The organism is Duganella radicis, from assembly GCF_009720825.1.
Lineage (GTDB): Bacteria > Pseudomonadota > Gammaproteobacteria > Burkholderiales > Burkholderiaceae_D > Rugamonas > Rugamonas radicis.
Genome location: NZ_WNKY01000038.1, coordinates 21,588 through 33,646 on the forward strand (window position 1 = coordinate 21,588; position 12,059 = coordinate 33,646).

Annotated in this window: 12 protein-coding genes; 3 read left to right on the forward strand and 9 right to left on the reverse strand. The window is 62.3% G+C overall.

Annotated elements, in window-relative coordinates; translation table 11 throughout:
* Positions 1 to 3 precede the first annotated feature (3 nt).
* Positions 4 to 1,872 carry a CocE/NonD family hydrolase gene (locus tag GM676_RS24055; protein WP_155466658.1) on the reverse strand — a complete coding sequence of 623 codons (1,869 nt, stop codon included), beginning with the start codon at positions 1,870 to 1,872 and terminating at the stop codon, positions 4 to 6.
* A 40-nt stretch (positions 1,873 to 1,912) separates the two neighbouring features.
* Positions 1,913 to 2,185 carry a CCDC90 family protein gene (locus tag GM676_RS24060; protein WP_155466659.1) on the reverse strand — a complete coding sequence of 91 codons (273 nt, stop codon included), beginning with the start codon at positions 2,183 to 2,185 and terminating at the stop codon, positions 1,913 to 1,915.
* 248 nt (positions 2,186 to 2,433) lie between these two features.
* On the opposite strand from GM676_RS24060, the gene trpS reads away from it, so the two are divergent.
* Positions 2,434 to 3,483: a tryptophan--tRNA ligase gene (gene trpS, locus GM676_RS24065; protein WP_155466660.1), complete on the forward strand. Its 1,050-nt coding sequence runs from the start codon at positions 2,434 to 2,436 to the stop codon at positions 3,481 to 3,483.
* A gap of 11 nt (positions 3,484 to 3,494) precedes the next feature.
* Positions 3,495 to 3,821, forward strand: coding sequence for a DUF1294 domain-containing protein (locus tag GM676_RS24070; RefSeq protein WP_155466661.1), 327 nt, complete (start codon positions 3,495 to 3,497; stop codon positions 3,819 to 3,821).
* Here the strand turns inward: GM676_RS24070 and GM676_RS24075 are convergent.
* Positions 3,751 to 5,100: an erythromycin esterase family protein gene (locus tag GM676_RS24075; protein WP_155466662.1), complete on the reverse strand. Its 1,350-nt coding sequence runs from the start codon at positions 5,098 to 5,100 to the stop codon at positions 3,751 to 3,753. The genes GM676_RS24070 and GM676_RS24075 overlap by 71 nt on opposite strands.
* Positions 5,101 to 5,183: 83 nt before the next feature.
* Between GM676_RS24075 and GM676_RS24080 the strand changes: the two genes are divergently transcribed.
* On the forward strand, positions 5,184 to 6,143 hold the full coding sequence (locus tag GM676_RS24080; protein WP_155466742.1) for a DMT family transporter: 960 nt from the start codon (positions 5,184 to 5,186) through the stop codon (positions 6,141 to 6,143).
* On the opposite strand, the gene GM676_RS24085 is transcribed toward GM676_RS24080, so the two are convergent.
* The 6 genes from GM676_RS24085 to GM676_RS24110 form a co-directional block, all read right to left on the reverse strand.
* Entirely contained in the window at positions 6,140 to 6,760 is a 621-nt protein-coding gene (locus tag GM676_RS24085; protein ID WP_155466663.1) for an LON peptidase substrate-binding domain-containing protein, read from the reverse strand. The two genes, GM676_RS24080 and GM676_RS24085, sit on opposite strands and share 4 nt — an antisense overlap.
* A gap of 34 nt (positions 6,761 to 6,794) precedes the next feature.
* Entirely contained in the window at positions 6,795 to 8,072 is a 1,278-nt protein-coding gene (locus GM676_RS24090) for a metal-dependent hydrolase family protein (RefSeq protein WP_229262843.1), read from the reverse strand.
* A 23-nt stretch (positions 8,073 to 8,095) separates the two neighbouring features.
* Complete coding sequence (locus GM676_RS24095) at positions 8,096 to 8,386, reverse strand: H-NS histone family protein (protein ID WP_155466666.1); 291 nt, start codon at positions 8,384 to 8,386, stop codon at positions 8,096 to 8,098.
* Positions 8,387 to 8,521: 135 nt separating this feature from the next.
* Positions 8,522 to 9,436, reverse strand: coding sequence for a LysR family transcriptional regulator (locus GM676_RS24100; RefSeq protein WP_155466668.1), 915 nt, complete (start codon positions 9,434 to 9,436; stop codon positions 8,522 to 8,524).
* A complete protein-coding gene (locus GM676_RS24105; protein ID WP_155466670.1) occupies positions 9,437 to 11,707 on the reverse strand; it encodes a GAF domain-containing protein in 2,271 nt (756 codons plus the stop codon).
* The gene (locus GM676_RS24110) at positions 11,704 to 12,048 is read right to left on the reverse strand and encodes a hypothetical protein (protein ID WP_371866355.1); all 345 of its coding nucleotides are present in this window, start codon (positions 12,046 to 12,048) and stop codon (positions 11,704 to 11,706) included. The genes GM676_RS24105 and GM676_RS24110 overlap by 4 nt, the downstream gene beginning before the upstream one ends.
* Between the last annotated feature and the right edge of the window lie 11 nt (positions 12,049 to 12,059).

Below are 12,059 nucleotides of genomic sequence, written 5' to 3' on the forward strand. Positions count from 1 at the left end.
CGCTTACTTCGCTTCCACCACCGGCAGCTCGACCGCGCTGTTGTGATAGACCTTCAGCGTGGCCTTCTGGTAATCGGATGGCTTGGCGTAGAAGATGTTCGGCACATAGGTTTGCGGGTTGCGGTCGTACAGCGGGAACCAGCTTGACTGCACCTGCACCATGATACGGTGGCCCGGCAGGAATACGTGGTTCGCATTCGGCAGCGCAAAGCGGTAGCGCTGCACTTCGTTGGCAGGAATCGGCGACGGCATTTCGAGGCTGTTGCGATAGCGGCCACGGAAGATGTCCATGGCGATGCCCAGCTGGTAGCCGCCCAGCTCCGGCTGCGACGGCACTTCGTCCGGATAGACGTCGATCAGCTTCACCACCCAGTCGGCATCGGTGCCGGTGGTGGCGGCCATCAGGTTGACCATGGTCTGGCCGGCGATCCGCACCTTGCTCTTCAATGGTTCGGTGACGTAGGTCAGCACGTCGGTGCGGTCGGAGACAGCGCGCTGGTCGCTCACCAGCCATGGCCGCCATACATTGCCGTCGCCCATGCGCACAGGGCGCGGCACGAAAGGCACCGGCTTGGCCGGGTCGGACACGTATTCGTCGTAGCCATCCTGCGGCGCGTCGAAGCCCAGCTTCAAGCCGTTTTGCAGGTAGAGCGGCTTGAGTTGCCGCGCCACCGGCCATTGCGGCAACTTCTGCCAGCGATTGACGCCGGTCTGGTAGAACAGCACCGGCGGCGTATCGGCGGCCGGCGCGCCATCCTTCAGATATTGGTCGAGGAAAGGCTGCATGACGTCGCGGCGGAATTCCAGCGCGGTGTCGCCGGTGAACTTGAATACGCCAAGGCTGGAGCCGTCGTAATTCACGCCACTGTGGCGCCATGGGCCGACCACCAGGAAGTTCTTGTTGTTGGCCGTATCCTTCGCTTCCAGCACATCGTAGACGGCGTAGGCGCCGTAGATGTCTTCCTGGTCCCAGTAGCCCACCACCGTCATGGTCGGGACTTTCAGCGGTTTGTTGGCGAGGATCTTGTCCAGCGCCTGATGCTGCCAGTAGCTGTCGTAGGCCGGGTGCTCGAACAGTTTTTTGGTGAAGTTGAGCTTATCCAGGCCGAACTGGGCGGCGTAGCTGGACACCGAGCCGGCGCGCAGCATGCCTTCGTAATCGTCGTAGATGCCGGTGGCCAGCTGCTTGCCGCCGCCCTTGGCGCCGGTCTGGCCGGCGATGTAGCTCAGGTTGGGCATGCGGAAGGCGCCGTTGTGGAACCAGTCGTCGCCGCGCCAGCCGTCGACCATGGGACTCATCGGCACCGCCACTTTCAGGGCCGGATGCGGATCGGTCAGCGCCATCAGCACGGTGAAGCCTTCGTAGGACGAGCCGATCATACCGACCTTGCCGTTGGACTCGGGGACGTTCCTGACCAGCCAGTCGATGGTGTCCCAGGCGTCGGTGGCGTGGTCGGTGCGGGTGTTGTTGAGGGGGCCGATCAGCGGACGCGTCATCACGTAATCGCCTTCGGAGCCGTATTTGCCGCGCACGTCCTGGAACACGCGGATGTAGCCTTCGCCGACCATGGTTTCGTCGCCCTGTCCCACGATGGCGGCGATGCTCGGACTGTTATTGCGGCTGGCGCGGCCGCTGGCGTTGTAGGGCGTGCGGGACAAGACCATGGGCGCGCGCCGGGCGCCCTGGGGAATGACGATGACCGTGTGCAGCTTGACGCCGTCGCGCATCGGAATCATGACATCGCGCTTGATGTAGTCGGCGTTGGGGGTGGTGGTATCGAACTTGGCGGGGATATCCGGCGCCATGGCCGGCGTTTGCGCAAAAACGGGGAAAGACAAGGCGAGCAACGCTGCCACCACGGTACGACGCATATCGGCTCCTAGGAAAATTACCAAAGGAGCAATATACCATTTAATGCAGGAGTTTAAAGAGCACCGCCGTCACGCCCGTCTGCACGATAATCACACCGCATAGCCACTGTACGATTTCAGCCTTGAGAGATGCCAGCTCCGCACGAAACTCCGCGCGCAACTCTGCCAGCCGCATGTCCAGATACTCCTTGGTCACCAAATGTGTGTCAATCAGTTCAAACAGGGCAGACGCGAGCGCCTTGGCCTGCTGCTGTGTAAATCCACCTTCTACCAGTGCGTCCATGAATGCCACCATATTGAAATTGTTAGCCATATTGTTCTCCTTTTCGGCTTAGACCGGCTGCCGCGCGAGATGGTTCCCGACCTTGACAGATAGCCACCGACCTGCAACCATACGGCCATGATTTTTTATGCCCCACTTCACGCCTGCACGTATTGGCGCCGCTCCTAGCGCGAGCGGCCACTGTCTACACATAGTGATGTGATATTTTTATCAACGCCGCCCTCGTCTGGTGGCGTTTTTACATCCACGCACAGACCGGGCAACGCAAAGGAATCCTGATGAGTCTGCCTGAACAGTCCACTACCGAAGCCGTCGCCGTCGCACCGAAAGGTCCGCAAATCATCCTGACCGGCGACCGTCCGACCGGCCCGCTGCACCTCGGCCACTACGTCGGCAGCCTGCGCAACCGCGTGGAATACCAGCACCAGTTCAAGCAGTTCATCATGCTGGCCGACTCGCAAGCGCTGACCGACAATATGGACGACACCAACAAGGTGCACCGCAATGTGGTCGAAGTGGCGCTGGACTACCTGGCGGTCGGCATCGATCCCGCCAAGTCCACCATCCTGATCCAGTCGCAGATTCCCGAGCTGGCCGAGCTGACCTTCTACTACCTGAACATGGTCACCGTCGCCCGTTTGGAGCGCAACCCGACCGTGAAGACCGAAATCGCCCTGCGCGGCTTCGAGCGCGACATCCCGGCCGGCTTCCTGACCTACCCTGCCTCGCAAGCGGCCGACATCTCGGCCTTCAAGGCCACGCTGGTGCCGGTCGGCGAAGACCAGATCCCGATGATCGAGCAGACCAACGAAATCGTGCGCCGCTTCAACCGCATCGCCGACAAGGAGATCCTGGTCGAGTGCAAGGCGCTGGTGCCGGACATCGGCCGCCTGCCGGGCATCGACGGCAAGGCCAAGATGAGCAAATCGCTGGGCAACACCATCAACCTGGGCGCCAGCGCCGCCGAGATCACCGCCGCCGTGAAGAAGCTCTACACCGACCCGCTGCACCTGCGCGTGGAAGATCCGGGCCACCTGGAAGGCAACGTCGCCTTCATCTACCTGGACGCCTTCGATCCGGAAAAAGACCAGCTGGAAGAAATGAAGGCCCATTATGTGCGCGGCGGCCTGGGCGACTCCATCGTCAAGAAACGCCTGGAAGCCGTGCTGCAAGAGATGCTGGCCCCGATCCGCGCCCGCCGCGAGGAACTGGCCAAGGACAAGGGCTACATCATGCAGATTCTGAAAGAAGGCACCATGCGCGCGCGCGAAGTGGCGGCGCAAACCGCCGATGAAGTCAAGGCCGCCCTCGGCCTGAGCTACTTCTGATCGCCCTCGCCTTGCTATGGCTGGCGTCGCTGTATGGCGCCGCCAGCGTGGCCTGCTTCATCGCCTACGCCATCGACAAGTCGGCGGCCATCCACCAGCGCCGCCGCATTTCCGAGCGCACCTTGCTGGTGCTGGGGCTGTGCTGCGGCTGGCCCGGCGGCCTGCTGGCGCAGCGGTGGCTGCGCCACAAGTCCCGCAAGACTGGCTTCCTCGTCAGATTCTGGCTGACCGTGCTGATCAATGTCGCGCTGGTTGCCGTGCTGGCGGCTACAGTCCTGACGGATATGTCTCCGGAAGCTCGTCCGTCGCCCAGTGCGCCGAGTATTCCAGCGGCTTGATGGCGCTGCCGCGGTCGACGTGGATCAGCGCGTCGAACTGCCGCGCCACGTCGGCGTGGAAATAGTGGCTGATACGCTCGCTCTCGGGACGATAGATCACGCCGATGGCGCGCTCCTGCAGCCGTGCCGGCAAAGCCGCCCGCACGCTGTCACGGCCGCGCAGCGGCAACAGGAAGCGCGCCGCCGTTCGCTCTCCCAGCTGATGCATCAACGCCTCCACGCTACCGGGCAGCGACGGCCGCACGCGCTTCAGTTCGGCCGGGCCGTCCCATTCGCTGGCCGCCGTCACCGTGCCTTCGTGGGTGGTAAAGCCCAGCAGATAAGTCTGTTCCATGCCATGCCGTTCGCGCATCAGCTGGCCGAGATTGAGCTGGCCGCCCTGCCCCATTTCGGTGGCGCGCGCATCGCCCAGGTGCGAGTTGTGGGCCCAGACGATCAGCCGCGCGGGACTGCCCTTGCGGGCCGCGATGTGGGCGCGCAGCGCATCCAGCGTATCGGCCATGTGGGTGTCGCGGATATTCCACGACTGGTCGCGGCTGCCGAACATGGCGCGGTAATAGCTCTCGGCGTTCTGCGCCACGCGGGCGTTCTGCCGGGCATAGAACAGCTCGTCCGACACCGCGACGCCGGGCTGGTTCATATGCCGCATGGCTTCGCCGCTCAGTTCGGATAATTGGCGTACTACTTCGTCCTCGCAATCCTCGCGCAGGCCAAAGGCGGTGGCATAACCGTAGCGCTGCGGATCGGCAGCGATATGGTCGATGCAGCTGTAGCGCTCACGCGCGCGGCCCGCCGCTTCCGGATCGACCTGGTCGAGGTAATGCACCACGGCGCGCATGGATTTGTGCAAGCTGTATAAATCCAGGCCAAAGAAACCGACGCGGCGGGCGGCGTCCCGCACATGCTGGTTGTGCAGGCGCATCCAGTACAGCAGGTCGACCACCTCCTCGTTGCGCCACATCCATTGCGGGAAGCGCTGAAAGCCCGACAGCGCCTGGTCGGCGGTCTGGTCGCTGCCGGTCATTTGCACGAAGCGGCTGACTTGCAGCGCGTCCGGCCAATCGGCCTCGACGGCGATGGCGTCAAAGCCGCGCTCGACAATGAGCCGTTTGCTGATATCGGCGCGCAGGCGGTAGAACTCGCGCGTGCCGTGACTGGCCTCGCCCATCAACACCAGCGTGGCGTCGCCAACGTGATCGAGCACAGCGTCGAGATCGTCGCTGGTGTCCAGCGGCAAGGCGTGCTGGCGCAATACAGCCAGGTTGTCCTGATCTGACATGATAAAACCCTCCAACAAAGTCACGCAGATATGCGACACTCTATGGCTTATTTTGTTTTTGTGCTTTGGAAAGAGTGTGCGTGATGTGGAATGGCGTGTTATGCGGTTTGCTGGCGGGGGCGATGTGGGGCATGGTGTTCATCACGCCGGTGTTCCTGAGCGCGTTCACGCCGCTGGAAATGGCTTGCGGCCGCTACATCGCCTACGGCCTGATCGCCGCCGCCCTGATGGGCACGCGCCTCAAGCCACTGTTCGGCCGGCTGGACCGCAACGACATGATCGCCATGGTCAAGCACGCGCTGGCCGGCAACATCGTCTACTACATGCTGCTGGCGCTCGGCGTGAAATTCGCCGGTGTGGCGGCGACCTCGCTGATCATCGGCGTGTTGCCGATTTCGGTCACGCTGATGGGCCACAAGGACCACGGCTCGGTGCCGCTCAAACAGCTGACGCTGCCGCTGCTGCTGGTGGCGGCCGGCATCGCCTGCATCAACATCGACGTGTTCACGCATGACGCCGGCAACGGCATGCCGCTGGCGCACAAGCTGCTGGGCGTGCTGTGCGCGGCCGGCGCGCTGTGCTGCTGGACCTGGTACTCGGTCGACAACGCGCGCTACCTCAAGCGCAATCCGCATTTCAGCAGCGGCGAATGGTCGTCGCTGTACGGCATTTCCAGCGGCCTGATCGCGCTGGCGATCGCGCTGCTGGCGTTTGCCCTCTTCCATGGCGAGGTGACCGGCGCGGCCGCCGTGGCCACTGGCCGCGACTGGGGCGTGTTCTGGATCGTCAACGCCCTGCTGGCACTGGGCGCGTCGGTGATCGGCAACCACCTGTGGAATGTGGCCAGCCGCAAGGTGCCGCTGACCTTGTCCGGCCAGCTGATTCTGTTTGAAACGCTGTTCGCGCTGCTGTACGGCTTCATCTACAAGCAGCAACTGCCGCGCGCGCTGGAGATTGCCGCCATCGTGCTGCTGATTGCCGGTGTGATGTGGTCGGTGCGCGTGCATGCGCTGGACGATCCCAGCGAGGCGCACGCGGATTAGTGGTTGTCCAGCAGGCCGTTCTCGCTGAGCACGTCCTGCACCAGCTCCAGCCGCAGCACCGGATTTTCCTGGAGCAGCAGGCGCTGCTTCTCTTCCATGTCCAGCCGCAGCAGCTCGCACCAGCGGTTGGCCACCCAGCCCGCCTCGTCCAGCCGGTACGGCGGCGCCAGCGACATATTGGCGGTGGAAATCTGCTTTTTTTGCAAGGAGCGGATCAGCGCGCCCAGCGCGTTGGCCACGTCCTGTTGTTCGCTCGGGATGGGCACCACCATGTCCTCCGCCACCTCGTCCACCTCCGCCATCCACAGCCCATGCTTGAGCTGTTCGGCGGATTTGATCTGAAAACGGGTGGTGCCGATGCAGGAGATTTGCAGCAGGCCCGGCAGCGGCGCACTCCAGTCAAGGATGCGCGCCATGGTGCCGCAGGCGGACAGGGTTTCGTGCTGATCCGGCACCCGCACTTCGCTGCCGTCCAGCAGCGACACCACGCCGAACTCCTCGCCCTTGGCGATGCAGCGCTTGATCAGATCGAGATAGCGTACTTCAAACACCTGCAACGGCAAATGGCCGTCAGGGAACAGGATGGTCTTCAGCGGAAAAAGAGGAATCGATGGCATTTCGCTATCATCTCACGAAATGACTGTGCCGGGCTCATGGGCGGCGGAAAATCGTTCCGTTCCTGATCACCAATTGCACTTTGCGCAAGGTGGCAATGTCCCGGGTCGGATCGCCCTGCACCGCCACCACGTCGGCCAGATAACCTGCGCGCAGCTGGCCCAGCGCCGGCTGGCCGAGCACTTCCGCATTGACCACGGTTGCCGCGCGCAGGGCTTCCAGCGGCGTCATGCCGAGCCTGACCATCCATTCCAGCTCGCGCGCATTGTCGCCATGGGCAAACACGCCGACATCGCTGCCGCTGCCGATCACCACGCCCAGCTTGCGCGCGAGTTGAAAAGCGCGCGCCGCCGCCTGCATGGACGGCGTGGGCGGGCCGCCGCGCTGGTATTTCTGGAAGTATTCGCTGGTGGCTTCCGGCGCGGTCAGCGTCGGGAAGTAAGCGACGTGGCGTTCCGCCATCAGCTTGAACGTGGCCTCGCTGCCACCGTAGCCATGCTCGATGGTGTCGACGCCGGCCAGCGCGGAGCGGCGCATGCCTTCGTCGGTGCTGGCGTGGGAGGCCACCTTGCGGCCCGACTCGTGCGCGGCCTGCACCAGCGCATTCAGCTCGGCCTGCGAGAATGTCGCGTGGGCGCCGCCGTCGGGACCGGTCCGGTAGTCGGCATAGACCTTGATCCAGTCGGCGCCGCGCGCACCCTGCTCGCGCACCGCCTTCACCACTTCATCGACGCCGCTGGCTTCCTGCGCGCCCTTGGGCAAATCCACGTCGGCACGATAGGCGCGTGGCGACGGTCCGTAACTGCCCGCGGCGACAATCGCGCGCGTGGCGATAAACAGGCGCGGCCCCGGTATTACACCGTCATTAATCGCTTTTTTAATTGAAACGTCGGCGTACAAGGCGCCTTCGGTTCCCAGATCGCGCAAGGTGGTAAAGCCGGCTTGTAAAGTGGCGGCGGCGTGGCGTCCTGCCAGCAAGGTGCGGTATTCGACCGATTCTTTTAAAACCTGATCGTCCCACGAAGTTTCGTTATATGGATGCAGCAGCACATGCGAGTGCAAATCCATTAAACCAGGGATCAGTGTGGCGTCCGGCAGATTGATGCGCTCGGCGCCGGCGGGAATATCGATTTTGTCGGCCGGGCCGACGGCGGCGATCTTGTCGCCGCTGATCAGCACGGCCCAATTGGCGTGCGGCTGGCCCTCGCCGGTCCATACCCGGGCCGGACTTAGCAGCGTGTCCGCCGCGCCAGCCGCAGGAGAAAATATGCCGATTAAGGCGGAGAATAATACAGTGAAACGATGGCGTTTCAATATAAACCCCGCCCGCATCGGAATTACTTAATCAGATAATCGTCCTTGTTCTTACCTTCCAGCCATTTCGGAGCGCGGCCGCGGCCGGTCCAGGTCTGGCCGGTGGCGTCATCGCGGTATTTGGTTGGCACCGGTGCGCGCGGCTTGGACGTTTTAACCTTGGTTACACCGCCCAGATCCGCAATGGTCAGACCGTATTCACGCATGATGGCGGTGACTTTTTCTTTCGCCTGTGCAATTTCGTTTTTACGGGCGGATTCGGCCAGATTCTCCAGTTCAGCGATCTTCGCTTTGTATTCCTGGTAAGTCGTCATCTTAATTCCTTCTTGGCGATAGGTTATTTGATAGGCGCAATTTACCATAACTTGGTGGCTGCACTCTAGCTATATTCCAATATAGCGATAAAAGTGAATATTTTCCACAACTGTTTAGAAACATAAAGGCCGTTTTCATTCGCATAGCGGGCGCAGCTGTATTCCGTCCACGACAACTTTGCGAATTAAATTAGCCAGGCGGCAGGTGGCCGGCCCGGCTAATTCCGGATTGGCCACCACCAGCGACAGCGAGAGTTTTCTTCTTTGCCCTACACGCAAAGGCAACGGCTTGAGCAGGCCCTGCTCCAATTGTTTTTGAATCTTGTGTTCCGCCAGCCAACCAAAGCCGATTCCATTACAAATCAATTCCATACGGGTATGCGGACTGGTAACCGTCCAACGCCCATTATTATTTAACCAGCCGTGATCGCGCGGATTCAAGGTGCCGGAGTCGCGCACCACGATGTGCAGGTTGTGGTTTAAATCCTCGACCTCCAGTTCGCGTCCCAGCGCATGCAGCGGATGGCAGGGATGGGCCACTGCGACAAACTCGATATCCATTAGGGCGTCGCCAAGAAAACCGGCCGGAATGCCGCTGACGATGGCGATATCCACACGCTTTTCTATTAGCGCATCTTCCGAGCCCGATAAAACCGTCTCTTCCAGATTCACCCGGGTATGTTTGGCCCACGGTTCAAAATCGCGCAGCACCTGCACCAGCAGTTCAACCGGGAACAGGCTATCGACCGCGATACTGACTTCCGGCTCCCAGCCTTCGGCCAGGCTGCCGGCCAATTGTTCCAGCTGAAAAGCGCCGCCCAGTAATTCGCGCGCCTTGATCAATAAGGCCTCGCCGGTTTTAGTGAGTCGCGCGCGCCGGCCGTCGATTTCCAGCAGCTCCACGCCCAGTTGCTCCTGCAACTTGGCCACCATGTAACTGACCGACGACTGGCTGCGATGCAACGCCTCCGCCGCCTGCGCATAACCGCCGCATTCGACAATGGCTTGCAGCACCTGCCATTGTTCAAGCGTACTCCGGGGAATTTTCATTCACTTGGATTCCATGATAAACGTGCCGTCCCAATCGGCCGGCGGCGGATTGACCGCCATGTGGCGGCAGCGGTCCACATACAGTTCGGCCACCGGGTCGCGCGGATTCAGCGCCAGCACTTCCTCGAACAGCTGGTAGGCGGCGTTCCAGTTGCGCTTGCGGTAGCTTTGCAGGCCGTTGCGGAACAGGCCCATGGCCTCCAGCAGCGAGGGATAGCTGTCGTCGGTGTGGTAATCGAGCACCTCGTAAATCGACACCGGCCTGGTCTTGCCCTTGACCACCACGATATCGACCTCGCGCGTGCGGTAGGTGCCGCGCAGGGCCCGGTAGGTGAATTCGCTGATCAGGATGCGCGCGCCGTACTGCTTGCAGGCCGATTCCAGCCGCGCCGCCAGGTTCACGCCGTCGCCGATGATGGTGTAGTCCATGCGCTTCTTGGAACCGATATTCCCCGACACCACCAGGTCGGTGTTCAGGCCGATGCCGATCTCCACCGGCGGCTTGCCCTCGCCCGCCCGCACCAGGTTCCAGTTGCGCAGCTCGGTCACCATGGCGATGGCGGCGCGCACCGCGCGGTCCGGATCGTCCTCATGGCCGACCGGGATACCGAAGGCGGCCATGATGGCGTCGCCGATGAACTTGTCCAGCATGCCTTCTTCGCGCTGGATGCAGTCGACCATCAGCGTGAAGTATTCGTTCAGCATGGTCACCGTGCCCTGCGCGCCCAACTGCTCGGTGATGGTGGTGAAGCTGCGGATGTCGGAGAACAGCACCGTGGCCGGCACGTTTTTACCACCCAGCATTTCGGCGCCATTGGCCACCATCTGGTCGGCGATGCCGGGGTCCATGTAGCGCGACATGGTCGAGCGCAGGCGCTTTTCGCTGGAGATGTCCTCGATCATCAGCATCCAGCCGATGCGTTTCTTTTCCATCGACAGCAGCGGCTGCACGCTGAGGTTGACCGAACGGGTTTCCTCGCCCAGCACCAGTTCCACATCCATCAGATGCTCGGCGTCCTGATTGACCTCGGCGCGCCGCAGCTTGTCCAGCATCCAGGTATTGGCGCCGCCGAAAAAATCGCTGGCGGCGCGGCCGACAATGGCGGCCGCGCTGGTGCGCAGGATGCGCAGACCGGCCTCGTTGCAGGTGACGATTTTTTCCTGGCTGTCCAGCGTGATCACGCCGTTGGACATGGATTCCAGCATGGCCTCGTTGTAGTTCTTGATCTGCTGGACGTCGGCAAACAGCTTGGCGTTTTCCAGCGCAATCGAGATTTGCGCGGTGAAGGCGCGCAGGCGCGACTCGTCCTCGGCGCTGAACGGCCCGCCGCGCTTGTTCAGCACCTGCGTCACGCCGATGATCTTGCCGGCCTTGTTGACGATGGGGACGCACAGGATGGAGCGCGTGAAATAGCCGGTCTTCTTGTCGAAAGCCGGGTTGAAGCGCAGGTCGGCGTAGGCATACGGAATGTTGATGGTCTTCCCGGAGGTGAACACCGCGCCGGCGATGCCGGCATTGTTCGGCAGGCGGATTTGCAGCGACTCCAGTCCCTGCCCCACTTCCGACCACAGTTCGCCGGTCTTTTCATCGTTGAGGAACAGGGTCGAGCGCTCGGCGTTGAGCAGGCGCGTGGCCTCGCCCATCACCTTTTGCAGCAGCGAGCCTAGCTTGATGTCGGCTGTGACTTCCGACACCACATCGATGAATTCCATTTCCTGGCGGCGGATCTTCTTCATGCTTTCCAGGAAGCGCGCGCTTTGCAGCGCCAGCGTGCCTTGGGTGGTGAGCGCTTCCAGCAATTGCAGGTCACCGCGGGTGAACTTGCCGCGCTTCTTGTTCAGCGTCTGCGACACGCCGATGATCTCGCCCTTCACGGTCTTGATCGGCACACACAGGATGTTGCGGGTGACGAAGCCGGTCTGCTCGTCGATCGAACGGTTGAAGCGCGCATCGGCGTAGGCGTCGGCGATGATCACCGGCTCGCCGGTGGTGAACACGTGGCCGGCAATGCCGGTGTGATTCAGGAAGCGGATCTCGCGCTGGATATTGCCCTGGGCGACACGGGAAAACAGCTCGCCGGTTTCGGCATCGTTGAGGAATAGCGTGCCGCGCTCGGCGTCGAGTTCCTCGGTGGTGACTTCCACCAGGGCCGTGAGGATTTCATCCAGCGTATCGTAAGCGGCCATGCGGCGCGACACTTCCAGCAGCAGCTCGACCTGGCGCAAACGCTTGCGCTGGGCGTTGAGGGCGGGCTGGTCGCCGGCTGTCATGCCTTGGCCTCCAGCGCCGTGCGCATGGCGCGTATGGTCTCGTGCAATTGGGTGATTTCGCTGTGATGGGCGGCGGAGGCGGCTTGTAGCGCATCGACGCGCTCCTGCGCCGCCTTCTCCAGGCTGGTGCGCAGAGCGACGATGGTGTCGCGCAGTTGCAGGATGTCGCCCTGCGCGGCCGAGACCGCATCCTGCACCTGCCGCTGGCGCTCCTGATGCGCGTGCTCCAGCTCGGAGCGCAAGGCCGCCACGGTGCGCTGCAAATCTCGCACCTCGGCCAGCGCCAGGCGCACACTTGCGTCATCTGACGGGAGAGTATCGATGGTGTCCGGTTTTTTCACCAGAGCATCAT

What these genes read in the sequence shown, in the direction of transcription:
- GM676_RS24055 (WP_155466658.1), bottom strand. Translation starts at nt 1,872, where the DNA reads ATGCGTCGTACCGTGGTGGCAGCGTTGCTCGCCTTGTCTTTCCCCGTT.
- GM676_RS24060 (WP_155466659.1), bottom strand. Translation starts at nt 2,185, where the DNA reads ATGGCTAACAATTTCAATATGGTGGCATTCATGGACGCACTGGTAGAA.
- trpS (WP_155466660.1), top strand. Translation starts at nt 2,434, where the DNA reads ATGAGTCTGCCTGAACAGTCCACTACCGAAGCCGTCGCCGTCGCACCG.
- GM676_RS24075 (WP_155466662.1), bottom strand. Translation starts at nt 5,100, where the DNA reads ATGTCAGATCAGGACAACCTGGCTGTATTGCGCCAGCACGCCTTGCCG.
- GM676_RS24080 (WP_155466742.1), top strand. Translation starts at nt 5,184, where the DNA reads ATGTGGAATGGCGTGTTATGCGGTTTGCTGGCGGGGGCGATGTGGGGC.
- GM676_RS24085 (WP_155466663.1), bottom strand. Translation starts at nt 6,760, where the DNA reads ATGCCATCGATTCCTCTTTTTCCGCTGAAGACCATCCTGTTCCCTGAC.
- GM676_RS24095 (WP_155466666.1), bottom strand. Translation starts at nt 8,386, where the DNA reads ATGACGACTTACCAGGAATACAAAGCGAAGATCGCTGAACTGGAGAAT.
- GM676_RS24100 (WP_155466668.1), bottom strand. Translation starts at nt 9,436, where the DNA reads ATGAAAATTCCCCGGAGTACGCTTGAACAATGGCAGGTGCTGCAAGCC.
- GM676_RS24105 (WP_155466670.1), bottom strand. Translation starts at nt 11,707, where the DNA reads ATGACAGCCGGCGACCAGCCCGCCCTCAACGCCCAGCGCAAGCGTTTG.